This is a genomic window from Streptomyces sp. NBC_00028 (genome assembly GCF_045041065.1).
In the GTDB taxonomy this organism is placed as follows: Bacteria; Actinomycetota; Actinomycetes; order Streptomycetales; family Streptomycetaceae; genus Streptomyces.
The window spans coordinates 260,788-283,145 of sequence record NZ_CP108293.1 but is presented as its reverse complement, the minus strand read 5'-3'; the positions used below and the strand labels follow the sequence as shown (position 1 = coordinate 283,145).

General features: G+C 69.1%; 21 protein-coding genes. 9 read left to right on the top strand and 12 right to left on the bottom strand.

What is annotated here, in order from left to right; all coding sequences use genetic code 11:
* Window positions 1-22: 22 nt before the first annotated feature.
* On the bottom strand, window positions 23-316 hold the full coding sequence (locus tag OG885_RS01340; protein WP_405724618.1) for a DUF1330 domain-containing protein: 294 nt from the start codon (window positions 314-316) through the stop codon (window positions 23-25).
* A 188-nt stretch (window positions 317-504) separates the two neighbouring features.
* Here OG885_RS01340 and OG885_RS01335 point away from each other — a divergent pair, with 188 nt between their 5' ends.
* Window positions 505-1,407, top strand: a complete 903-nt coding sequence (locus OG885_RS01335) for a LysR family transcriptional regulator (RefSeq protein ID WP_405724616.1) — start codon at window positions 505-507, stop codon at window positions 1,405-1,407.
* Window positions 1,408-1,743: 336 nt separating this feature from the next.
* On the opposite strand, the gene OG885_RS01330 is transcribed toward OG885_RS01335, so the two are convergent.
* Together OG885_RS01330 and OG885_RS01325 are read right to left on the bottom strand one after the other, a co-directional pair.
* Window positions 1,744-4,170 carry a SpoIIE family protein phosphatase gene (locus OG885_RS01330; protein WP_405724614.1) on the bottom strand — a complete coding sequence of 809 codons (2,427 nt, stop codon included), beginning with the start codon at window positions 4,168-4,170 and terminating at the stop codon, window positions 1,744-1,746.
* Window positions 4,171-4,428: 258 nt separating this feature from the next.
* On the bottom strand, window positions 4,429-4,650 hold the full coding sequence (locus OG885_RS01325; RefSeq protein ID WP_405742531.1) for an RICIN domain-containing protein: 222 nt from the start codon (window positions 4,648-4,650) through the stop codon (window positions 4,429-4,431).
* On the opposite strand from OG885_RS01325, the gene OG885_RS01320 reads away from it, so the two are divergent.
* The 5 genes from OG885_RS01320 (at window position 4,553) to OG885_RS01300 (ending at window position 9,026) form a co-directional block, all read left to right on the top strand.
* The gene (locus OG885_RS01320; RefSeq protein WP_405743191.1) at window positions 4,553-4,861 is read left to right on the top strand and encodes a hypothetical protein; all 309 of its coding nucleotides are present in this window, start codon (window positions 4,553-4,555) and stop codon (window positions 4,859-4,861) included. The genes OG885_RS01325 and OG885_RS01320 overlap by 98 nt on opposite strands.
* Window positions 4,862-5,118: 257 nt before the next feature.
* On the top strand, window positions 5,119-5,268 hold the full coding sequence (locus OG885_RS01315) for a hypothetical protein (RefSeq protein WP_405724612.1): 150 nt from the start codon (window positions 5,119-5,121) through the stop codon (window positions 5,266-5,268).
* A gap of 387 nt (window positions 5,269-5,655) precedes the next feature.
* Complete coding sequence (locus OG885_RS01310) at window positions 5,656-6,129, top strand: RICIN domain-containing protein (RefSeq protein ID WP_405724610.1); 474 nt, start codon at window positions 5,656-5,658, stop codon at window positions 6,127-6,129.
* Between the two features lie 28 nt (window positions 6,130-6,157).
* Window positions 6,158-8,389 (top strand): glycoside hydrolase domain-containing protein, encoded by a 2,232-nt coding sequence (locus tag OG885_RS01305; RefSeq protein WP_405724608.1) that lies wholly within the window; start codon window positions 6,158-6,160, stop codon window positions 8,387-8,389.
* Window positions 8,390-8,402: 13 nt separating this feature from the next.
* Complete coding sequence (locus OG885_RS01300) at window positions 8,403-9,026, top strand: hypothetical protein (protein ID WP_405724606.1); 624 nt, start codon at window positions 8,403-8,405, stop codon at window positions 9,024-9,026.
* Window positions 9,027-9,037: 11 nt separating this feature from the next.
* Here OG885_RS01300 and OG885_RS01295 read toward each other — a convergent pair whose 3' ends face one another.
* Window positions 9,038-10,042: an ArsR/SmtB family transcription factor gene (locus OG885_RS01295; RefSeq protein ID WP_405724604.1), complete on the bottom strand. Its 1,005-nt coding sequence runs from the start codon at window positions 10,040-10,042 to the stop codon at window positions 9,038-9,040.
* Between the two features lie 604 nt (window positions 10,043-10,646).
* Window positions 10,647-11,102 (bottom strand): hypothetical protein, encoded by a 456-nt coding sequence (locus OG885_RS01290; protein WP_405724602.1) that lies wholly within the window; start codon window positions 11,100-11,102, stop codon window positions 10,647-10,649.
* Between the two features lie 325 nt (window positions 11,103-11,427).
* Here OG885_RS01290 and OG885_RS01285 point away from each other — a divergent pair, with 325 nt between their 5' ends.
* Together OG885_RS01285 and OG885_RS01280 are read left to right on the top strand one after the other, a co-directional pair.
* On the top strand, window positions 11,428-11,781 hold the full coding sequence (locus tag OG885_RS01285) for an STAS domain-containing protein (protein WP_405724600.1): 354 nt from the start codon (window positions 11,428-11,430) through the stop codon (window positions 11,779-11,781).
* Complete coding sequence (locus tag OG885_RS01280) at window positions 11,781-12,713, top strand: anti-sigma factor RsbA family regulatory protein (protein WP_405724598.1); 933 nt, start codon at window positions 11,781-11,783, stop codon at window positions 12,711-12,713. Before OG885_RS01285 ends, OG885_RS01280 begins: the two co-directional genes overlap by 1 nt.
* A 103-nt stretch (window positions 12,714-12,816) precedes the next feature.
* Here OG885_RS01280 and OG885_RS01275 read toward each other — a convergent pair whose 3' ends face one another.
* A complete protein-coding gene (locus OG885_RS01275) occupies window positions 12,817-13,881 on the bottom strand; it encodes a sodium:calcium antiporter (RefSeq protein WP_405724596.1) in 1,065 nt (354 codons plus the stop codon).
* A gap of 66 nt (window positions 13,882-13,947) precedes the next feature.
* Complete coding sequence (locus OG885_RS01270) at window positions 13,948-14,196, bottom strand: XRE family transcriptional regulator (RefSeq protein ID WP_405724594.1); 249 nt, start codon at window positions 14,194-14,196, stop codon at window positions 13,948-13,950.
* 368 nt (window positions 14,197-14,564) lie between these two features.
* Here OG885_RS01270 and OG885_RS01265 point away from each other — a divergent pair, with 368 nt between their 5' ends.
* The gene (locus tag OG885_RS01265) at window positions 14,565-15,191 is read left to right on the top strand and encodes a TetR/AcrR family transcriptional regulator C-terminal domain-containing protein (protein WP_405742530.1); all 627 of its coding nucleotides are present in this window, start codon (window positions 14,565-14,567) and stop codon (window positions 15,189-15,191) included.
* A gap of 602 nt (window positions 15,192-15,793) precedes the next feature.
* Here the strand turns inward: OG885_RS01265 and OG885_RS01260 are convergent.
* The 5 genes from OG885_RS01260 to OG885_RS01240 all read right to left on the bottom strand — a co-directional run bounded on the left by OG885_RS01260 (window position 15,794) and on the right by OG885_RS01240 (window position 22,357).
* Entirely contained in the window at window positions 15,794-17,119 is a 1,326-nt protein-coding gene (locus OG885_RS01260) for an amidohydrolase family protein (RefSeq protein ID WP_405724592.1), read from the bottom strand.
* A 58-nt stretch (window positions 17,120-17,177) separates the two neighbouring features.
* Complete coding sequence (locus OG885_RS01255) at window positions 17,178-18,707, bottom strand: FAD-dependent oxidoreductase (protein WP_405724590.1); 1,530 nt, start codon at window positions 18,705-18,707, stop codon at window positions 17,178-17,180.
* Window positions 18,704-19,609, bottom strand: a complete 906-nt coding sequence (locus OG885_RS01250) for an alpha/beta fold hydrolase (RefSeq protein WP_405724588.1) — start codon at window positions 19,607-19,609, stop codon at window positions 18,704-18,706. The genes OG885_RS01255 and OG885_RS01250 overlap by 4 nt, the downstream gene beginning before the upstream one ends.
* 19 nt (window positions 19,610-19,628) lie before the next feature.
* Window positions 19,629-20,462, bottom strand: coding sequence for an alpha/beta fold hydrolase (locus OG885_RS01245; protein ID WP_405724586.1), 834 nt, complete (start codon window positions 20,460-20,462; stop codon window positions 19,629-19,631).
* 146 nt (window positions 20,463-20,608) lie between these two features.
* Window positions 20,609-22,357, bottom strand: a complete 1,749-nt coding sequence (locus tag OG885_RS01240) for a glycoside hydrolase family 6 protein (RefSeq protein WP_405724584.1) — start codon at window positions 22,355-22,357, stop codon at window positions 20,609-20,611.
* Window position 22,358 lies beyond the last annotated feature (1 nt).

Here is a 22,358-nt window from a genome sequence, read left to right as displayed (position 1 = left end):
CGCCTCACCGACCAACCCCCCGTCAGTCGATGCCTTCGATGATGCGGAAGTCGCGCTCGACGCCGTCAGGGAGGGCCACCAGTGCCTTCTGGTACGCCTCGCTCTCGTATGCCGCGACGGCCTGGTCAAGGCTGTCGAACTCGATCAGAACGACGCGTTGCGTGATTCCGGCCTCGTGGGCGACGACTCGACCGCCACGGGACAGCACACGCCCGCCCCCGGCCTGGACAGCCGGCCGGGCCAGCTTGTCGTAGGCAGTCAGCCCCTCAGGGTCGGAAATGGCGGGGTAGACGCTGACCCAGTAGCCCTTGGCCATGAAGACCTCCTGTGTTCGGCAACTCACGTCCGACGTCGAATGGACACTCAGATCGATCGATCCCGGCGACGGCCACTGCCGTCAGCGGAACCGTCCTTTACGCACGTTAGGGCTTGATCCGCGGCCGAGGGAAAGACCGGTTCGGCATAGACTCAGAACGGATCGTTATCAATCGGCAGGGAGGGTACGTGGCACCCGATACGGTGAGCCTGCGGTACTTCCTGGTGCTGGCGCAGGAGTTGAACTTCACCCGCGCGGCCGCACGGATCGGCATCGCACAGCCCGCACTCAGCGCCCGGATGCGCCGACTGGAGGCGGAACTCGGTACGGCCCTGCTGATCCGCAACACGCGCAGCGTCGTACTGACCACGGCCGGTGCGGCTCTGGCGGAGTCCGCGCCACCCGCACTGGCGGCGCTGGACCGGGCATGGGACACCGCCCGGAGCGCGGCGGCCGGTGAACTGGGCACGCTGCGCATCGGATACAGCCTCAGCGCCGGGGCCGAGACGGCACCGGCCCTGGTGGACCGGCTGATACGCGACAACAGTGGACTCGAGGTCGGCGCGGTCCCGATGGCGACACCGGAGATCTCGCCCGCGGTCGCCGACGGCCGCATCGATGCCGGGATCACCCGCGGTGAACAGCCGGGCCGTGGCGTGCGCCGGTACCTTCTGCGGCGTGCGCGCATCGGGGTCCAGCTGGCACAGCACCATCCGCTCGCCGAATACCAGGAGATCGAGATCGCCGACGCGGCCGCGTATCCGCTACGCCTCCCGGACCGTGCGGCCAACCCCGTCATCCACCATCAGCTGTCCGCACTGTTCCGAGACACCCGACCACACCCGCGATTCCACACGCCCCCGGTCTCTTTCGACATGTCTCAGCGCGACCTGCGCGACGGGGCCACCCTCGCCCCGGCCGGAGAAGCCGCGCTCACGGCACAGCCGGCCGGTCTCACCTGGCGACCGCTGCGAGGCGCACCCCACTTGACGATCCACCTGGTCCTGCCACGCGAGCAGTCGCCGCTGCACCGCCGCGTCCGTGCCGTCGCCAAAACCCTGGCGCACGAGCTGCACTGGCTGGCGGACTGACGCGCAAGAGGCCGATAGAGACGGACACCTGGACCTGGAGTGGTGAGGCCGAAGACTTTGCGCCCGGCGGACTTCGAGGTGATGGCGATGGCGGGTCTTGCCGAATGTCCGACACGACCGTGCCATGCCGCTGCGCACGGGCGCGGTGGTGGGCAAGGTCGTGCTCGACATGGAGCACACCGGTACGTGATTCCCACCTCGCCGTGACAGGCGGGATGCCCCCACCCCGTCCGCGCCCCGGTCAGGCAACGCGCCTGGCCGGTCTCGTGCGCACGGTGCCCGGTCGCTCCCTGAACACGGGTCTCCAGCCCCGCAGTTCGGACGAAACGGGGACGTTCACGTCGGCAGTGGCAACTCCGCCCAGATGGTCTTTCCGCTGGGTGTCTGCCGGCTGCCCCAGCGGTCCGCGAGCTGGGCGACAAGCAGAAGGCCGCGTCCGCCCTCGTCGAAGGAGCGGGCCCGCCGCAGGTGCGGGGCGGCGCTGCTGGCGTCGGAGACCTCGCAGACGAGTGTGTCGCCGCGCAGCAGGCGCAGTTCGATGGGTTCGCTGCCGTAGCGGATGGCGTTGGTGACCAGTTCACTGACGATGAGCTCGGTGGCGAAGGCCAGCTCGCCCAGGCCCCACAGGCTCAGCTGGTCGCTCGCCATCCGGCGGACCTCGGCAACGAGGGCGGGATCGGTGGACAGCCGCCAGGTGTGCACCCGGTCGGGCTCGAGCGCGGTCGTGCGGGCCAGGAGCAGCACGATGTCGTCGGTGGGAGCGGCGGGTATCACCTTGCGGACCACCTGGTCGCAGGTGTCCTCCAGGCCGGACGGTGGATGGCTCAGCGCGTCCCGCAGCAGGCCGAGTCCCCTGTCGATGTCCCGGTCGGCAGCCTCGATCAGCCCATCCGTGTAGAGGGCGAGCACGCTGCCCTCCTCAAGGTCGACCTCGACGGCTTCGAACGGCAGCCCCCCGACCCCGAGCGGAGGTCCGGCCGGCAGGTCGAGGAACCGCACGGCTCCGTCGGGGCTCACCAGGGCAGGTGGCGGATGGCCGGCGCGGGCCAGACGGCAGGTACGGGAGACCGGGTCGTAGACGGCGTACAGGCACGTGGCGCCCACCTCGCCCGATGCGCCGCTCGTCGACTCCCGGGCGTCGGGTCCCTCCTCCCGGTCGAGCCGGATGACCAGGTCGTCGAGCTGGGTGAGCAGTTCGTCGGGGGCGAGGTCGACGTCGGCGAGCGTGCGGACCGCGGTGCGCAGCCGTCCCATCGTTGCGGAGGCGTGTATGCCGTGGCCGACCACATCACCCACCACAAGGGCGACCCTTCCTCCGGACAGGGGGATGACGTCGAACCAGTCGCCGCCGACTCCGCTCGCGGAACCCGCCGGCAGATATCGGTAGGCCAGGTCCACGGCCGTCGGCGAGGGCAACCGCTCGGGCAGCAGGCTGCGCTGAAGGGCGAGCGCGGTCCGGCGTTCCTGGGTGTAGCGCCGGGCGTTGTCGATGCTCAGGGCCGCCCTGGCGGCGATCTCCTCGGCCAGCAGTAGGTCGTCGTCACCGAAGGGTGCCGGCGTGCGGTGCCGCACCAGATACACCAGGCCCAGGGTGACGCCGCGGGCACGCAGCGGTACGAGCAGCACCGAGTGCATCCCGTACCGTCGTACCGCCCCGGCGCGCGCCGGGGACTTCGCCAGCCACTCGCGCAGCACCGGGTCGCCGATGCGGTGCCGGGTGCCCCGGCCGGTGCGCAGCGCCCAGGCCGCCGGGGAGTGCGGCGGGCGGGTGGCCGTCTCACCGACCGCTGTCGCGGACTCGGGACACCCGGCGAGCACCGAGGCGTGGGCGGCACGGCGCAGCACGACCTGCTCGGTGGGCGAGGCGGGTTCCGGTTCGTCTCCGCGGACGACGGACTCCAGCAGGTCGACGGCGACGAAGTCGGCGAATCCCGCGACCGCGACCTCTGCGAGCTCCTCCGCGGTCCGACTCACGTCGAGGGTGCTCCCGATCCGCGCACTGGCCTCGTCCAGTACCTCCAGGCGCCGCCGGGCCCAGTACGACTCGGTGGTGTCGATCACCAGTGCCGACAGGCCCTGGACCGAGCCGTCGAGGTCTTTGAGCGGGGTGAGATACACGGACCAGGCGTGTTCGTCGACCTCGCCCAGGCCCCGGCCTGACCGTTGCTCCCTGTGGAGTGCCTCCCCGGTGCGCAGCACCTCATGCTGGAGGCGGTCCAGCTCCTTGTGGCTCGGCTGTATCTCGGTGAGGGTCAGACCTTTCATCTCGTCGCTGGACAGGCCCATGGCCTGGCTCATCTCTTCGTTGCAGGCCACGAACCGGGCGCGGTGGTCGTAGACCGCGACGGGGAGCGGGAGCTGCGCGAGCGTCCGGTCCCACAGTGCGACCGCGTCCGTGGCGCGAGGGCCGGAGGCGTAGGTCACCGTGGCGGGCGTGACGAGCCAGAGCGAACCCGTGCCTCCGGTCGAAAGCTGCGCGCCGCACAGCCGTACGAGGATGCGGTCGCCGTCACGGTGGCGCAGCGCCACCTCGCTCGTCCAGCGCTCGCCGGCGGCCAACCGCCGAGCGGCGGGCTGGGGGAGGTCTGCGGCGAGCAGGTCTGCGACCGGACGGCCCACGACATCGTCAGCCGTGTGTCCCAACAGGGCCTGGGCGCCGGAACTCCACGCCATGACGCGCAGTCGGCCATCAATGACGACGGCGAAGTCCTCTGGTACTCCGGTGCCCCATGCCGCACCGGAGCCGATGGACCGGTTGTCCATGGGACGACCCACTCTCGTTCCTGCCGTGACGAGGATCCCGTCGGCACCACGCGTCACGGGCGGTGCCATCAGGATCGCGCCCCGGCACGTTCGGCTCAACCGATGGCCAGTACCGACCGAATAGGTACTACGAATTCTTGGCGAAGGGTGCAGACGGACCGTGCATCCGCACGCGCGCCGAAGAGGCTGAAACGGATCTCATCTGCCGATTCGGCCGACATGGCCATGGACGCGTCAAGCCGATCCGGCTTCGTTCCCTTACCCCGCCGCGAGCCGTCCGGCGACGCGGGAGAACGTCCACAACTGACGGGTGCCGCCCCGGTCGGTGCACTGGATCAGCGCGGCACCGTCGGCCCTACTGCCACCGCTGACATCCGACACCTTGCCGCTGCCGACGCACACGATGGTGTGGCAGCCGTCACCGGTGGACTGGGACGCCCACTCCTGGATCGGCCTGCCGTTGCCGGTCCACTGGATCACGCTCGCCCAGGCCGCCGACCTGCGGATTCTGCTGGGCCTCCTGGAGGCTGAGGTCCAGGCCAGCCAGGAGCCGCGGTTCGGACAGCCCGGCTTCGAACAGGTGCCGATCGCTCCTTGCACCAGCACGCACATCGTGCACGTGAGGTCACCTGCGGGCAAGGAGCGCATCCGCGACCTGCCGCGGACTGCCCCCGACCCTGGGGGGTCGTGATCAATCGGCTGCTCGCTGGGTGTCGCCGCGAAGGTCTCGGTCGTCGAAGCGATGCCCGTGGACCTCGCCCTGCAACTCATCCGAGGCGAAGTGGACGTACTGATCGGCCGACTGCCGCCGTCGAGTCGCCGAGGCCTGCCTCTTCCCGCGATCGTCATCGAATGTTCGACGTTCCTCACGCTCAGGACAGTGCTGCTGGAAACAGACGCCGTCGCCCCACTGCCCATGCTGATCGGCGCACGGGTCCCCTTTTCGACATGCTGCCCCTGGCTCTGGGCACCGTGCCCCGCGAGATCGGGATCACCACCCTCACCGACCGGCCGCCGTCCGCGAGCAGCCGCCTCCTGATCAAGGGCATCGTGGAGGTCGCCCGGGAGACCGGCTCCGTGGTGTCGGAGCTGCCCTGAGGGTGACGGGTCCTTGTGCAGAGGCGGCCAGGGTGGGGACGGTGGCGCGAAAGGTCAGCCCGCGCGGCCCCCGCCCGCAGTGAGGGCCGCATCCTCAATCCGTCCGGGCCGGGTACCGGGCTGGCTCGACAGCCGCCGCCCGCCGCTCTCGCCCGCCGAGGCATCCCGATCAAGGGCGCAGGCCGGATGCGCCGGGCGCGGTCATGGTCACCGACGGCACCGCACCAGCGGCAGTCCGGTGCTCGCCCTGAAACTTGTCGTCCGCTGCCTTTCCCCGGACATCGTCGCGAACCTCCTTTCGGACATAGCTGAAACGTCTGGTGGCTGTGGGACCCCGGTTCCAGTCTTGGCGTGCGAGTCCGACCACTCAGCTATCCGGGGGATGACATGAAGTCACTCAAGACCGCCGCGGCGGCCCTGCTCTGTGCGGGCGCACTGGTCACCGCGAGCGGCAGCGCCGAGGCCGCGCAGGAGTCCCAGGACGGCGGCAGCACCGTCCTGGTCGTGAACACCTTCCAGAGCCTCGGCACGCAGCGGTGCATGGACGACAGTCGGGAATACGGGTTCCGTACGTTCCCCTGCAACAGCGGCGCCTACCAGCAGTGGGACGTCCACGTCTTCAACGACGGAACGCGCCGCTTCCAGAACAAGGTCACGGGACGCTGCCTCTACGACGGCCCGGCCGGGTTCAGCGCGCAGTACTGCGACAGCTCCGAGTACGTGAGCTGGTACGTCGTCCGCCACCACTCGGTGCGCCTCACCTTCCGCAACCAGTACACCGACGACTGCATCGACGACAGCGACGACAGCGGATTCCGCACCACCGGCTGCAACGGCGGCATCTACCAGGACTGGGTCTGACGCCCCACCACAGGGAGAAGAGGCGCACATGGCCGACGAGATGGTGGAACGCGCGCAGCAGTTCATCAACTCCTACAACGTGCCCGGCATTCCGAAGGTGGAGGTCAACGGGCGCACCAGCTGGACGGTGATGTACGGCCTGACCCGGGCGCTCCAGTACGAGCTGGGCATCACCACGCTGTCGGACTCCTTCGGTCCGACGACGATGAGCCAGCTGCAGTCCCGGTACGGGGCGCAGATCGACGACCGGACCCGGCACGAGAACATCTACCGGATCATCCAGGCGGGCCTGTACTGCAAGGGCTACGACGGTGGCGGCATGGACGGCACCTACAACGGCAGGACCGCGGACTCGGTCGCCGAGCTCAAGTCCAACATGGGTGTGGGCGGGGCTTATCCGGGCAGCGGGCTGCAGCCGAAGGTGTTCAAGGCGCTGCTCACGATGGACCCGTACGTGCGGGTGGGCAACGGCACCGATCAGGTGCGCCAGATCCAGCAGTGGCTCAACGGACGCTACGTCCAGCGACGGGAGTTCTTCATCTGCCCGGCCGACGGGAACTTCTCCCGGGACGTGCAGAAGGCGTTGGTCTTCGCCCTCCAGTACGAGATCGGCATGAGCGACGACGTCGCCAACGGGCGTTTCGGTCCCGGTACGCAGGACGGCATCAGGACACAGGCGATGCTCGGCTCCGGTTCCGCCGACGGCACCAAGCAGTTCGTGCACCTGTTCCAGGCGGCGATGCGGTTCAACGGCTGGGACGTCGCGTTCGACGGCTTCTACTCAGGATCGCTGCTGAGCACCGTCGTGGACTTCCAGCGGTTCGCCCAACTGCTGCCCACTACCGGCACCGCGGACTTCCGTACCTGGGCCTCACTGCTGGTCAGTACCGGCGACCCGAGCCGGCCCGGCACCGCGGCCGACTGCATCACCGAGATCACCCCGGCCCGCGCCCAGGCACTGCGCGCCGCCGGATACACCACGGTGGGGCGGTACTTGACCAACGCGAACGTCACCAACCCGAAGAACAAGAAGATCCAGCCCGGCGAACTCGCCAACATCGTCGCGGGCGGTCTCTCCGTCTTCCCGATCTACCAGACCAACGGCGGCGATCCGGAGTACTTCAACGCGCAGCAGGGGGCCACGGACGCGCTGGCGGCCCTGGAGGCGGCCCGCGGGCACGGCTTCCGGGCCGGGACCATCATCTACTTCTCCGTCGACTACGACGCCGTCGACGAGGAGATCACCAGCCGGGTCATCCCGCACTTTCGCGGACTGACGGGCCGTATGGCCGCCTACGGCAGCGAGTACCGCGTCGGTGTCTACGCGCCCCGCAACATCTGCAGCCGGCTCGCCAAGGCCGGTCTGACGACGGCCAGTTTCGTGTCGGACATGTCGACCGGCTACAGCGGCAACCTGGGTTTCCCGCTGCCGAAGGACTGGGCCTTCGACCAGATCGCGACGATCACGGTGGGTTCGGGTACCGGGTTCATCGAGATCGACAAGGATGTCGCGTCCGGGCGCGACACGGGGCAGACCCTGTTCACACCCAGAGGGCCGGACACCGCGCTGGACGTGCGCTTCGACATGAGTATGCGAAGCGGCCTGATCTCGGGTCTCGTCAACTACATCGTGAGCCACGGCTACGACGACTTGTACCGGGCCCGCAGTGCCGAGGAGTGTGCCTCCAAGGTCCTCGACATGGACGCGCTGATCACAGGTCTCGCCCGCTCCTTCCGGATGCGTAAGTCGCTCATGCAGGCCGTGATCTTCTGGGAGTACCAGGCCGACGTCACCGACGAGGGCGTGGACGCCCAGGTCGACGCCTACTACAGCTGGAAGGAGGCGTACGCCGAATGGGAGCAGAACCCCATCGGGCTACCGCCCAGTTCACCGAGCGTGATCTTCGACGACTCCAGTACGGGCGTCGCCCAGATCTTCGGCAGGACCGCGATCAGGGCCCGTAACCACTGCATCGGCGCGGACGTGATCTCAGGCCCGATCCAGGACCCGGAGGACTGGCGGGCGCGCCGGGCGGTCTGGAACCAGCTGCGCAACGACGACGACTACAACGTGAGCGTCGTCCCACTGATCCACATCTGGTCCGCTGCCCGCGACAGCATCACCACCGACCGGCTGAGCTACTCCGACGACGAGATCTTCAAGGTGCTCTCGGTGTACAACGGCTCCGATGAATACGGCTTCCGGGCGCGCGACCTCTACAACATCTTCGAGGCCTACAACGCAGTCGTGCGCGGCTGAAGGGGGAACCGGCATGCAGATCAGAGACACGGACAGACCGGGCGGCAGAGGCCTGCCCCGGCGGACCCTGCTGCTCACCGGACTCGCGGGGGCGGTCGCGGCCGGCATCTCCTTGCCGACAGCCGCCCCCGCCTCGGCCGCGGCCCGAACCACCAGTACCAACGGATGGACGGTCACCACCACCGGCATCAGCACCCAGCCGGTGCCGGGTACTCCGGCCTCCGTCGCACTGCTGGAAGGAGACGTCTCCACGGTGCTCGTCCACGTCATCCGCCGCTTCCACTACGAGGTCGAGGAGGTCGCACGCCACGAACTCGCTGGACACCGCCCCGCCGCGGGGCTGACGGGACACACCACCAACTACGCCTCCGGCACGGCCGTCGAGATACGCCCGGCCGCCTACCCCCTGGCCGCGACCGGTGTGCTGTTCCCCCAACAACTGGCCGTGGTGCGCGACATCCTCAAGGAGTGCGGGGGAGTGGTGGCCTGGGGCGGCCAACTGCGGCGACCGCACGCGGCACACTTCCAGATCGCCGTACGCCCCGGTGACACCCGCCTCCGCGGCCTCGCCCAGCGGATCAACGGCTGGACCCAGGCCCCGGGACAGGGCGCGGGAGTGCTCACCCTGGGCGCCTGATCAGGCCTGTTTCACCCGGAAGTGACCGGTGGAATGCCGCGGCGGCCGTCCACCAGCGCCTCCCCCAACGGGGTCGCGCTGTGGTGGACGGCCGGTCCGCGGCGCCGGGTGACGATCAGCCCGGAGTCACGCAGAGCGGCGGTGTGCTGCGACACCGAGGCCGGGGAGACGATGAGCCTCTGGGCGAGTTCCCCGGTCGATCCGCCGCCCGTGGTGAGGGCGGCGAGCAGATCGGCGCGGGTCCGGCCCAGGAGCGTGCGCAGGGCCTCCCGCGGATCACGGAGCAGCTCGGCGTCCGGCTGCGCCCAGCCCAGGTCGTGGGCTATCGGGTGGACGATCACCGGAGGCAGACCGGGATCTCGCAGGGTGATCGGAGCGCGCCAGCAGAAGAACGACGGCAGCAGGAGCAGGCCCCGCCCGTCGAGGTGGATGTCGCGGTCGCAGGCGCTGGTCATGGTGAGCTGACCGGACCGCCAGCGCAGGTCCGGGTGCAGGGTGGCCAGCATGCCCTCGACGCCCCCGTCCGTCACGGCCCGCATCCGCAGTGCACGGTCTCGGTCGAAGGCGGCGCGCACCCGGGCCCAGTGCGGCCGCAGGGCGATGGCGAAGTATTCGCGCAGAGTCCGGTCGAGGCGGCGCAGGGCTCCGAGGTCCCCCTCGGCCAGAGGCCGAATCCAGGTACCGGGACGCTCGGCGGCGGTCAGGCCCCCGATGTCCCGGCACAGCACTCGGCGCGGAGTGGACAGGACGGCGTCGAGTCCCGCCTCCAGCCCGTCCCCGCCGGGCGCCGGGGTGAGGAAGTCGGCCGAGTAGCCCCGGGGCGGGGCGAGGTCGAAGAGCATATGGACGGCGGCGGAGAGCCGCGACCGCACCTGTCTCTTCCACGGGCCGAAGACGACCGCGCCGTCGTCGCCCGCGGCCAGATGCAGGCTGAGCAGCAGCTCCCACATCGGATCCGGTCTGCTCGCCACCCGTACGCGTGCGATGTCCGCGCTCGTGAAATGGAACGTCAACATGTCATCCCCCGAAGTGCGAGGCAGGCCTTGGTCAGAGGCCTGGAAATGGTTCCGCAAGTGTTGGAGCGCCATGCTGGGACGAGGGTTGTGGAAGTGGCCGATACCGACTGGAGAATGGCGGGTTCATTCGCGATCGTCCGGAGACGGCCCGCGAACGCCGACAACAGCTCGGGCGTCCTTGGGCCGCCTCTTCTTCACGTTGACGCCCCCATGAGCTGTGGGCGCCTCGACCGCTGCATGCAGTCACGCAGCAAGATCTGACCGGCTTCGTGGAGAAGGCTCAATTCCTGCCGTGACGGCTCACGCGGCTCCTGTCCAGCCGCAGCAGTCGAGGAGGACGTCGGGGAATCGGTGGACGCGTGAATGCCGCCCGCCACGGTGCCCAAGGCCGCACACACCACTCCGACTACGACAAAGCGGCGGCCTGCGCCGGGAGTTCGCCGAAATGCCGCCACTGATTGCGCCCCCTTTTGTCGCACACCGGTACGTCGCCTGGTCCGGCACGAATGGTCACTCCGGTAGTACCAGCAGATAGTCGTGTGACCGTTCGGCGACCGGCAATGAATTCGATGACGATGGAAATGTTGGGCACAGTGGCGGAGGATCACGCACACGGCGATGCCGTCGGGGTGGTGGCCTCGAGCAGCACCTCTTCCACCACGTCCGGGTCGTTGAGGGTGCCGTTTCCGTCCGGCGGCACCAACCAGTGCGCCTCGCGCGCGGCGCGGCCGGGACAGGGCACCCAGATCCACGTGTCCAAACCCGCGGTCCAACTCACGTCACGGGGCCAGTGCTCCGTCGAGCCTGGCGGAACGAAGACACCGATCCGGGCACCGGCAATGTCAGCCAGCACAGGCCCCGGTGCCCCGCTGCGCCTTTCCAACAGGTCGAAGACCGCGTAACCGAGCCGTCCGGGGACGAGAAGCACGTCCCAGCGCAGACCGGCCGGAAGCAGCACGGTCGTAAAGGGGTTGTCCTCCCACTGCTGCCGGCAGGCTCGCGGATCGGGTGCGGCCGACGCCAGCCATTGCATCGCCGTCTCGGCCGTTGATTCGATCACAGGACTGCCTCTCGCTCGTGCGGGCCGCGAACTGCGGCGCCAACCGAGAGAGGCGTCCAGGTCCCGGGCATTACGCGTCTACGTCGAGCACCCCTCGAGCGAGGCATGCACTGGACACCCGTGCTAGAGCAGTGCCTTCCGAAGGCGGCGACCACGGAAGTTTCGTGGTGACAAGGGCGTACCGCGCCGACGCAGCGACCACTCGCTCCGACGTGCGGATCCAGGGGCGTGTAGGCCGCCTGGCTAGACTGTCGCGTTGGACGGAGTCTTTGGTGCGCCCGTGCCAGATGTGTCGGCAGGTGGCGTGATGTGAAGGAGTGCGAGCGTGGATGCCCCACATGTGGTGGGAGGGCCCCGGGCGGCGCTCGGGAGCGCCGCGTTGGAGGTGAGCCCGTTGCCTGGCGGTCGTTCCGGCATCCGTGTCGGTGGTGAGATCAGCGCCCTGACGAGTGCGTCGTGGGAGCGGGCACTGTCCGAGCTGGCCCGGCGGCACGCGGGTGTGTCGTACGTGGAGTTGTCGGATGTGGCGTTCGTCGACGTGGCCGGGGTGACCGCGCTCGCACTCACCGCCATGAACCTGCCTGAGGGGAGGGTTGTGGTGGAGAACCCCCCGCCGCAGCTGCAGCGGGTTTTGGAGTTGTTCTGGCCGGACCTGGACCGGATCGAGGTGGCTCTGTGATGAGCACGGTGACCACCCACGAGGCGTTCGTGCACCCTGCCCTGTTCTACCGCACCGAACAGGAGTACACGCAGCAGACGGTGTCCTTCCTGCGCGAGGGCCTGGCCGGCGGCGAGCCGATGGCCGTGGCGGTGCCCGGCCCCAACCTGGAGCTGATCAAGGCAGGTCTGGGCGGGGACGCCGAGGGCATCCTGTTCCTGGACATGACCGAGGCGGGCCGCAACCCGGGCCGGATCATCCCCAAGGTGCTGTGTGGATTCGCCGACGCCCACCCGGGCGGGCGTGTGCGGATCATCGGCGAGCCGATCTGGGCCGGGCGCAGCACGGTGGAGTACCCGGCGTGCGCGCAGCACGAGGCGCTGATCAACGCCGCCTTCGAGGGCCGGGCGGTGACGATCCTGTGTCCCTACGACGAGGTACGGCTGGACCCCGAGGTGATCGCCGATGCGCGGGTGACCCACCCGACCCTCATTACCGGGGACGGACGTGAGTCGGTCAGCGACACGTACGACTGGCGGGCGGTCGTCGACCGGTACAACGAGGCGTTGACGCCTGCACCGGATGCCGCAGTCTTCTCCTACGGTGCCGAGGACCTCCCGGCGGTCCGCCAGTTCGCTCTCGCTCAGGCGATGCGGCTGGGCCTGGGGAAGCAGCGGCTGATGGATGTGGAGCTGGCGGTCGCGGAGCTGACGACCAACAGCGTGGTCCACGGCGGAGGCGGCGGGACGCTCGCGGTCTGGGTCGAGCACGGCCAGCTGGTGTGTGAGGTCCGCGATGCGGGCCGACTGACCGATCCACTGGCCGGTCGCCGCCCACCGGAGCATGGCCAACTCGGAGGCCGGGGTTTGATGCTGGTCCACTGCGTGGCCGACCTTGTACGGCAGCACACCGGCGAGGACGGCACGACTCTGCGCTTCTACCTCAGCTTGTGACCACGCGTGGGCGGCCAACCTGAATGACTGGCCGCCCACCCCGTGTCGCGGCGCATTGTCCGGGGAGAGTGCCGCCAGTTCGTTCATGGTCGGCGAGGGTGGATCAGGTGGCGATGGTGGCCAGCCCGGCGATGCCGACGAGGTAGATGACGATCGCGGTGATGCTGTCGATGCCCATCCGCGCGTACTGGCGTCGAGGGCGGAAGACGAGGCCGGCCATGTAGACGACGGTGAGGATGATGCCGAGCGCGGTGAGGTAGACGTCGGTGTCGTGTGCCGCGGGCAGGACAGGCTTGCCGGAGATGACGGTGGCCAGGAGGAACAGCACGGGCAGGAACGCGTTGCCGCCGAAGATGTCGCTGATGGCGAGCTGGTAGTCGCCCAGCTTCGTGGAGGTCAGGCCCGTGCTGATCTCTGGCAGGGAGGTGGCCGCGGCCAGGACCGTGGCCCCGAAGAGCACGCCGCTGAGGCCCTGGCGGGCGAAGAACTCCTCGCCGCTGCGCTCGATGACGACGCCGGCGACGAGGGTGGCCAAGGCCGCTGCGCCGAAGATGAGCGCCGCTCGGCCGGTGCGGATGCCCTGGTCGGTGGCGGCCTTCTCCTTCTTGCCGCGGGAGTGGCCGCGTGGTTCGGGCTGGCTGTCGGGCGCGTCGCCGCCTTCTCGCCAGGGCAGGCCGCGTCCGGCGCGGTTCAGCAGCATCAGCCCGATCAGCCATATCGCGGCGATCGCCACGGAAGCGGGGGCCAGACGGGCAGCGTGCAGACCAGGTGAGAGCTGGGTGCCCATCACGACGACGGCCAGGACCACCACCACGAGCGCGCCCTCCAGGACGAGTTGGAGGCTGGCGGCGAGGCGGGTCAGCGGAGCACGTGGCCGTACACCGGCGGCGTCCAGGATCGCCAGGACAACGGTCTGGATGGCGATGCCGCCGAGGATGTTGCCGACGGCGACGTCGAGCTGCCCGGCCAGGGCGGCGCTGACGGTGATGGCGATCTCGGGCAGGTTGGTGGCGATCGCGAGGAGTATCAGCCCGCCCAGCGCGGTGCCCAGGTGGAGGCGTTCGGCGAGCACGTCGGTGTGGTCGGACAGCTTGATGCCCGCGTACCAGATGACAGCCGCACTGGCGGCGAACAGCAACAACAGCACTGGTGAGCTCAGAGATCCCATGCCGCAGCGGGTACCCGGTGACGCTCCCGGCACGGGATCCGCACGGCTTTCGGGATGGCTGGTGCGTCACACCGGGTGGCCTGCGGGGGACACGCTCCGATGGTCCTGGCTCGCCGCCACCACGTCGGGAAGCGGCAACGAGAGCACCTGAGCCAGTTCCGCGAGCTCTTCAGACGTCGGGTGGATCGGTCCGGCGGCTCCGTCTTCCACGAACGCTTTGATACGAGGGACACGGATGCCGGTCTCATAGGCGAGCGCCTCGGTACTCAGGTGCTGGTCCCGCATGGCGTCTGCGAGCAACTCGGTCAGCTCCACTGGTCAACCTCCCTCGGTCGGCATGACAACGGCCCCCGGATGTGCCCGCGCCTTCTACGTGGCTGTGCACAGGTGTTTCGTGTGCCCCGTCCGCGCCGTGGCATGAGTGAGCGATGGCTGCGGGCCTGTTTCTGCGGCAGCTCGGTGGATCCGTCGAGTCCACCGGCGACCTGATGGCCTCAGGAACGCAGCAGCTGCTCGACGCTGTCGTCGCTGACAGCCGCCGTACCTCGTTCAGCAGCTGGTTTCATATCGGATACGGTGTTGCTGTTGCGGTGCCGTCCGAGGAGGTGAAACGTTCCGTGGCAGCAGCTGATCCAAGGCGAGCGGGCGCTGCGCCGGCGCGGCGTTCCCCTGGTCGCCCGCCCATGCCGTTGGAACGCATCGTCTCCACGGCCCTGCAGATCGTGGACGAGGAAGGCGCCGACGCGCTGTCGATGCGGACGTTGGCCCAGCGTCTGGGCTCGGGCACGGCCACGCTGTACCGGCACTTCGACAACCGGGCAGCGCTCATCGCGCACGTCGTGGACCGTATGTTCGGCGCCGTGGAACTGAACGGCGACGAACTCCACGCGATGGCCTGGCAGGAGGCGCTGCGGACGGCCGCGCACGCCATGTTCGACGCCCTGTCCCGGCACCAGAACGCGGCACGTCTGATGGTCGAGCAGGTTCCCCTGGGGCCGAAGGCGATGGCCGTGCGGGAGCGCGGTGTCGCGGTGTTGCTCGGCGCTGGCTTCGAGCCGAGGCAGGCCGCGCACGCGTATGCGTCCCTGGCCCGCTATGTCCTCGGATTTGCCGTACAGGTCAACCGGCACGAGGGGGCGGGCCAGTCGGAGGATGCTGAGGCGGCGGCCGTCTTCCAGAGCGTGGATCCGGCCCTGTTTCCGGCGACCCTCACCGTTGCCTCCGTGATGCCCATTCCGATCGAGGACGAGTTCTCCTTTGGCCTCGAACTCTTCCTCAGCGGACTTGAACGCCTGCGCGAGGACGGCTGACCGAACAAGCGACGTGTGCCTGTTCCACGGGACCTGGTGACATGTCAGGCATGGGCGGCGAGCCGGGCTTCGATGCCGTCGAGAATCGACTGCGGCCCGAAGGACACATGCGGGTGGGGAGGGTCGCGAGGGCGGCACCGATGGTCAACGTGATGATGCTGTGGGCGGCTTGCCCGGCATCTCGCCTGGTGAGTCCGGATGTCTCACAGAACGCGATCAGATGTTCGTCGTGGCGATCCCGGCACGGACCGTCGAGCGGGTGAAGCGTCATGGCGGCCAGCAGAAGCAGATCGTGTCTGCTCCTGACGTGCCAGTAGAGTGCCGCGGCGGTGATGCCGGGGCGACTGGCGAGTCTGCGCATGCTCGGTTCTCGATGCCGCCGTCGTCCAGGAGGGCGATGGCGGTCTGGATGATCTGTTCCTGCTGCAGTGCCTGGCGGGGCATCCCCACGGGGGGCGAACCGGGACTGCTCACGTCACGTTCTCCTGTGGGGGTGCGGCCGCGAAGCGCGGCTCTGGGGGGCGTGCCCGCCGCGCCGACGAGGGACAGCAGGTCGTGCACGTCGGTCGGCGCCCGTTTCGTACGTCGGTCCGCCGCGTGGGTCAGGTGTGGCTGCGCACACTTCCGATGCCGCGCAGCAGTCGCTGCCCGGACTCTCGGAGCTGGTTCCTGAGTTCGTCGAGGCCGGGTGTGAGCAGGGCGTGATCTCGTTTGCGCCAGGTGCCGGCGACCAATACTGCTTCGATGTTGGCGATGTCGGCGTGCAGGACCGTGGCGATGGGGTCGTGCGCGGGCCACAGGTTGAGTGCCCGGGTGTCGACGGCGACCAGGTCGGCCTGCATGCCTGCCTCGATCCGGCCCACCCGGTCGGCCAGGCCCAGTGCCTTCGCCCCTTCGACCGTGGCCCAGGTCAGTGCCTGTTTGGCAGTGACCGAGGCCGTGTTGGCGTGCATACCGGTCGTCTCTCGGTACTTGGCGTGGTCCAGGCTGCGCTGATGGGCCAGGGCGATCCGAGCCGCGGTGAGGACCTTGCCCGGTACGGCGGTGTCGATGTCCGTGCCCAGGGAGGGCGCTGCGCCCAGGCGTAGCAAAGCCCCGGTGACGGGGGTGCCGTGCCCTTGGCCCAGTTCGTTCTCGGGGGTGGTGGTGAAGGTGACGCCCGCCTCGACGAGCATCTCGATCCAGGTGCCGGGCAGATCGGCTCCGTGCACGATGTTGGTCAGGGGGCTGAACAGCCCGGAGGCCCGTACGGCCTCCCAGCCGGGGGAGAGTTCTCCGCCGCTCTGGTGCATCGAGACGACGAGACCGCGGTCCGCGCCGGCTCGGAAATCGGCCACCGCGGTCTCCGGTGAGGAGTACTGCGGCCCTTGCAGAGCCATGCCCAGGGTCAGCAGGGCGTGTTCGCGGACGGGGCCGTCGAGCAGACGGTCGATTTCGGCGAGCGGGTGAGGTGTCTCCGGTGACCGGTAGGGCGTGCCGTGCAGGAAGACGGCACGGATCCCTGCCTGGACCAGTCCCTCGACGGCGGCGTCGGCGTGCTCGGGCGAGAGGGCGTTGTGGCACCAGTCGCCCACGGTGGTCGTGCCGCAGTTGATCTGGTTCAGTGCGCCGGCCAGGTTGCTGATGTGCATGTCGGCGGGGGTGTAGTGGCCGACGCACTCGCCGTGGAGGTGGGTGAGGTATTCCATCAGCGTCCAGTCGGCGCCTGCCGAGCGCAGCGCTGTCTGCCAGGTGTGCAGGTGGGCGTTGACCAGGCCGGGCAGGACGATGCGGCCGGAGAAGTCGATGACTTCGGCGTCGGACGCCTCGATGTTCTCGCCGATGGCGGCGATGCGGTCGCCGTCGATGAGGATGTCGAGGTGTTCGGCGTCGGGCCGGTCCGGCGCCATGGTGATGACCTGCGCGCCGCGCAGCAGCGTGCGGCTCACGCCGCGTCTCCCGAGTGGGGGCTCATGTGGGGGTGTTGGAACATGTGCGGCTCCTTGCCTACGGGGTCACGGCCCTTATGGCTGTCTGTGTGGTGGTGGGGAAGTCCGACGTGGCGATGTGTCCGATGTAGCCGTCGGGACGGATCAGCAGCAGTGTGTCGCCGGTCAGGCCGTACGCACGCCGCAGCCTGTGCTTGGGGTCGGAAAAGGTGAAGCCGTCCGTGGCCACGGGTCCGACGACGAGGCGCTTCAGCTGGGCGCCCGCCGTCGGCCAGACGAGCTGCTCGAGGCCGCGGGCGGCCCCGGGTCCGTAGGCGAGGGCGGTGAAGTCGGGTCCTTGAAAGACGTCGAACAGCCGGGTCCGGATGCCGTCCGTGCTGAGCAGTTCGGCGTCCGGGGCGCGGTCGCCCACGCGCAGGGTCTCGGTGCGCATGCCGTCGGCTGGGGCGAGCGGGCCGCCGTAGTAGGTGAGGGCGAGTTGCTGCTCGTCCTTGCCTCGTTTCATGCTCGACGGGTCGAGCTTGGCGATGCCGCCCCACTTCGCCGTGGACAGGCCCAGGACCCCGGCGGCGATGGGCTGCCGCTCGGCCTCGTAGGTGTCCAGGAGGGTCGGGTCCGCCCCGGCGAGGACCTGTCCGAGCTTCCAGCCGAGGTTGTAGGCGTCCTGGACACCGGTGTTCAGGCCCTGGGCGCCGGCCGGGGTGTGGACGTGTGCGGCGTCACCGGCGAGGAAGGCACGTCCGCGGCCGTAGCTCTCCGCCAGGCGGATGTTGGGCCGGAACACCGAGGTCCAGTGGATGTCGTGCAGGTGGATGCGCCTGTCGCGGGTGTGGTCGCGGATCCGCCGGAGGATGTCGTCCTTCTCCGACGGCGGTTCCTCCTCCGGCGTGAGACGGATCATCCACTGGAACATGTCGCTGTGGGGGAGTGGGCAGGCACCGATGAGTTTGCCGCCCAGGCCGGGCCACATGTGCCAGCGGTCACGGGCCAGGCCGGTCACCGAGGCATCGACGATGAGCATCCGGTCGCTCTCGTGCGTCGTCCCGGCGAAACCGATGCCGAGCTGCTTGCGCACCGCACTGGAACCACCGTCCGCTCCCACGACATAGCGGGCGACGATCTCCTCCGTGCCGTCCGGGCCCGCCACCGTGGCGGCCACTGTGTCTTCGCCCTGCGTCAGCTCGGTCAGCTCACGGCCGAACTCGACCTTGAGGCCGAGCTCACCCAGCCGGGCGTGCAGTGCGCGGTCCGTGCGGAACTGGGGGATCAGCCAGGTGTTCGGGTACGGGACGTCGGGGCTCGCCTGCTTGTGGGGGAACATCTTCCACGGCACGGCGAGCGGTCCCGCGTGGAGCCCGAGTTTGGGGTAGACGCTGCCGCCGGCCAGCACCTCGTCGAGGGCGCCGAGGTCTTCGAGGACTTCGAGGCTGCGGGGCTGGATGCCTTTGGCGCGGGAGCCGTCGAAGGCTTGGGGGGATCTGTCGACGATGCGTACATCCAGTCCCCGGCGTAGGAGGTCGATGGCCATGGCGGACCCCGAGGGGCCCGCGCCGACGACCAGGACGTCGATGACCTGTGGGTGGTTCACGAGTCGAGCCTTTCGGTGCGTGCGGCCACGAACGGGGCGATCTGGTCGGCGACTTCGCGGGGCCGTTCGAAGGGAGCCATGTGGCCGCATTCGGCTATGACCTGGTGGTGCTGAGGCCTCAGCAGTGCGCGTGCGGTGTCGAAGTGGGCCATGGGTGTGACCTCGTCCTCGTCTCCCCACAGCAGCAGCGTCGGAATGCCCAGTGCCCCTGTCTGGCGGAAGAGGTCGTCCCGGCCGGAGACGGGCAGGTGCTGGAGTGTGTCGAAGACCGCGTACAGCGAGCCCTCGAAGCGGAACGCGTCGAGGACCATGTCGGTGAGTTCCGCGCGGAGTTCGGGGTCGCGGACGTTGTGACCCAGGTGTCCCTGGAGTATCTGTCGGCCGCGCCGCCGGGCGACGAGGCCGGCCAGAGCGTCGTTGCGCAGCAGCCGGTGAGGGGAGGTCAGCCGGGGTTTCGCGAGGCCGGCGGGGCCCACGATGGTGAGGGTGGAGACGGATGAGGGGTACTGGGCGGCGTAGGTCATGGTGACCAGTGCGCCCATGGAGGTGCCGACGAGATGCAGGGGCCGTGCCGCCAGGTCGAGTCGTTCCGTCAGTTCGGCCAGCTGTCGCGCGAACAGGTTCTCGTCGTATCGCGCTCGTACTCGGTCCGAGTAACCGCGGCCGTACGCGCTGCAGGTCAGGGTTCGCAGTCCGCGGGAGTTCAGTTCGGTGGCGAGGCTGTCCCAGTAGAAGAGCGGGATGGTCAGTCCTCCTGCCATGACGACGACGTCCCCGTCGTCGGGGCCGCTCAACTCGTAGTGGGTGACGCCGTCGGACAGCTCGATGAAGCTGCCGGGCAGGGCTTGCCGTGCTTCGGGGGTGAACCGGCGGTCCTCGCCCGATGCGACGAAGTACTTCATGGAACGGGGCTCCTTGGCGTCAGTGCGTGCGGCTGTCGGGGGCAGAGCCGAGGAACTCGGTGATCGCCTGCGCGACCCATCGGGGTTCCTCTTCCGGCAGCAGATGACCGCCGTGGGGATGCACCAGCTCCGTGGCGCCGGGGATGTCGCGGGTGAAGTGCTGGCCGTCGATGCTTGCGCTGCGCAGCACGAGTGTGGGCACCGTGATGTGTGAGATCTGCGCGGAGCGGTCGGGCTGGTTGGTGTTGCAGAAGTCGACGAAGGCTGAGCGGTTCCCGGGGCGGCTCATGAGTGCGTGGGCGCGGTCGATCATGGCCTTGTCCACGACGGTCGACCGTGGACCGACGGCCGAGCGCAGATTGCGTTCGATGGCGCCGCGCGGCATCACGTGCCGCAACACGGGGCGCAGCAACGGATTGCGGGTCAGGCGCATGCCTGCCGGTATCGCCTTCTCCGGATATCCGGTGGCGTTGACCAGCACCAGTCCGGTCAGCCGCTCGGGGTGGTCGAGTGCGAGGTTCCAGGCGATGTTGCCCCCGAGTGAATTGCCGGCCACGGCGTAGCGGGGGACCTCCAGTGCCTCCAGTAGTCCCGCCACCGTCGCCGTGTAGGTCGGGATGCGGTAGTCGCGGTCGTGGCGAGGCCCGGTCAGGCCGAACCCGGGCAGGTCGGGGCGGATGACGTCGAAGGACTCCGCCAGGGCTCCCGTCGCACGGTCGAAGTGCTGGAGCGATGAAGCGCTGCCGTGCAGCAGCACCAGTACGGGACCTCGCCCGGTGCGTTTGTAGTGGATCTGCTGGCCGTCCACGACGACGAAGCGGGAATCGGGCTGCGGCTCGGACCAGGTGCTCATAATGGTTACAGTGTTGCCGATAATAAGGTTCTGTCAAGCGGATGCCAGTGCGCGACCTCGCCGAAGGGGAGTGGGAACGATGCATGCCTGAGCCGGGGCCGGTCGCTCGACGACCGGCCCCGGCGGCCGCTTACCGCGTCACTGGGTTACGGCAGGGGCGGGTAGGCGTTCTGCATGAGCTGCTGGAACTGGGCGGGGAACCAGTGCCCGGCGAGCGGTGCGTTCGCCAGCGCGCCGGTGGGGTTGTTGCCGTTGCGGGCGTTGCCGCCGTAGGTGGGATCGCACATGCGGTCGAAGCCCTTGCCCTCGTCGTTGGGGATGGCGGCGCTGTTGCCGTCGGACTCCCCCGGGGGCTTGACCCACACGTAGGCGTCGATCCCGGTGGCGGGCGCCGCGGTGGGCCGCTCACCGATTCCGGCACCGCTCTGGTTGCACCAGTTGCCGGCGTGGATGCGCCGGTCGATGCGGCTGCCGTCGACGTAGGCGTCCACGGAGGTCTGCGGGCCGGGGCCGGCGGGTCGGGCGGTTCCGCCCCAGCCGTTGCGGGAGGTGTCGATCAGCATGCCGAGACCGGAGTCGAACCCGGCCGCGACCAGCTTGTCCCGCAGCCCGATCGCGAACGACTGCTCGTCCACGTACTGGTTCCAGTCCACCCACTTCGACTGGCGTATGGTCTGCCCGTTCACCGAGTCGGTGACCTTGAAGTTGGGCTCCTTGGCGGGGCTGTAGTTGGCGGTGTTGACGATGAAGCCGGTCACATCGCTCATGCTCGCGCCGTTGGAGGTGGCGACCTTGGCGAACTCCTGCACCGACGGGCCCAGGTTGCTGTCCCAGCCGAGCCACCCGTGGTGGCCCGCGTCGATGTAGTTGTAGACGTTCGCCAGGGCGCCGAGCTTGTCCAGGGCGTACGAGACGCCCTTCTCGTAGTTGCCGTTGCTCTTCATGGTCACGCACGCGTCGGTGGTGGTGTTCGTCCCGCCCGCGTTGGTGACCAGGTTGGGCAGCGAGTCGGGTTCGATGACGGTGGCGATCCGCAGGCCCGCGTACTTCGACTCGGACAGGATCGAGGTGATCGGGTCGATGTACTGGGACTTGTACTTGTCGAGGTCGTTCGGTCCCAGTTCGCCGTTGGAGGCCAGGGCCGCGCAGTCACGACCGGGCAGGTCGTAGATGACCAGCTGGACGACGAGTTCACCGCTGCCCTTCTGCTTCAGCGCCTCGTCCAGGTGAGCGCGCAGGCCCATGCCGCCGTTGACGCCGTTGATGGCGGCGATCCGGTCCAGCCACACGGCGGTCGGCTGGCTGGAGATACGGCTGCCGCCCGGCTCGGCGGCCGCCTTCGCCGACCACTCGGGGTTCACATAGACCTTGGCGCCGACATAGGGGTTGGCCGCCTTCGACCCACCCGGGCCGGGATCGGTCGGCCCCGGATCCGTCGGTCCCGGGTCCGTCGGTCCGGGGTCGGTCGGCCCGCCGCCGTCCACGTTGCAGGTCACGCCGTCGAGAGTGAACGTAGCCGGAATCGCGTTGGTCCCGCTGTAGGACGCCTGGAACCCGAAGCTGGCCGAACCACCGGTGCCGAGCGTGCCGTTGTAGCTCTCGTTGGCGGCCGTGACGGATGCGCCGCTCTGGCTGACCTTCGCGTTCCAGCCGTTGCTGATCTTCTGGTTCCCGGCGTACGACCACTTCAGCGACCAACTCGACTTGGCCGCGCCGTTGTTGGTGATCGTGACGGCGGCGGTGAAGCCGGTGTCCCACTGGTTCTGCACCTTGTAGTCCACTGTGCAGGGCGCGGCCGCCGTGCTGGCGCCGGCGGGGACGGCGATGAGCGCGGCGCCGGAGGTCCCGGTGAGCAGGGCCAGCGCGGTGAGCAGTGACATTCTTGTGCGACTCATG

What these genes read in the sequence shown, in the direction of transcription:
- OG885_RS01340 (WP_405724618.1), bottom strand. Translation starts at nt 316, where the DNA reads ATGGCCAAGGGCTACTGGGTCAGCGTCTACCCCGCCATTTCCGACCCT.
- OG885_RS01330 (WP_405724614.1), bottom strand. Translation starts at nt 4,170, where the DNA reads ATGGACAACCGGTCCATCGGCTCCGGTGCGGCATGGGGCACCGGAGTA.
- OG885_RS01315 (WP_405724612.1), top strand. Translation starts at nt 5,119, where the DNA reads ATGCTGCCCCTGGCTCTGGGCACCGTGCCCCGCGAGATCGGGATCACC.
- OG885_RS01310 (WP_405724610.1), top strand. Translation starts at nt 5,656, where the DNA reads ATGAAGTCACTCAAGACCGCCGCGGCGGCCCTGCTCTGTGCGGGCGCA.
- OG885_RS01305 (WP_405724608.1), top strand. Translation starts at nt 6,158, where the DNA reads ATGGCCGACGAGATGGTGGAACGCGCGCAGCAGTTCATCAACTCCTAC.
- OG885_RS01300 (WP_405724606.1), top strand. Translation starts at nt 8,403, where the DNA reads ATGCAGATCAGAGACACGGACAGACCGGGCGGCAGAGGCCTGCCCCGG.
- OG885_RS01295 (WP_405724604.1), bottom strand. Translation starts at nt 10,042, where the DNA reads ATGTTGACGTTCCATTTCACGAGCGCGGACATCGCACGCGTACGGGTG.
- OG885_RS01280 (WP_405724598.1), top strand. Translation starts at nt 11,781, where the DNA reads ATGAGCACGGTGACCACCCACGAGGCGTTCGTGCACCCTGCCCTGTTC.
- OG885_RS01275 (WP_405724596.1), bottom strand. Translation starts at nt 13,881, where the DNA reads ATGGGATCTCTGAGCTCACCAGTGCTGTTGTTGCTGTTCGCCGCCAGT.
- OG885_RS01265 (WP_405742530.1), top strand. Translation starts at nt 14,565, where the DNA reads ATGCCGTTGGAACGCATCGTCTCCACGGCCCTGCAGATCGTGGACGAG.
- OG885_RS01250 (WP_405724588.1), bottom strand. Translation starts at nt 19,609, where the DNA reads ATGAAGTACTTCGTCGCATCGGGCGAGGACCGCCGGTTCACCCCCGAA.
- OG885_RS01245 (WP_405724586.1), bottom strand. Translation starts at nt 20,462, where the DNA reads ATGAGCACCTGGTCCGAGCCGCAGCCCGATTCCCGCTTCGTCGTCGTG.
- OG885_RS01240 (WP_405724584.1), bottom strand. Translation starts at nt 22,357, where the DNA reads ATGAGTCGCACAAGAATGTCACTGCTCACCGCGCTGGCCCTGCTCACC.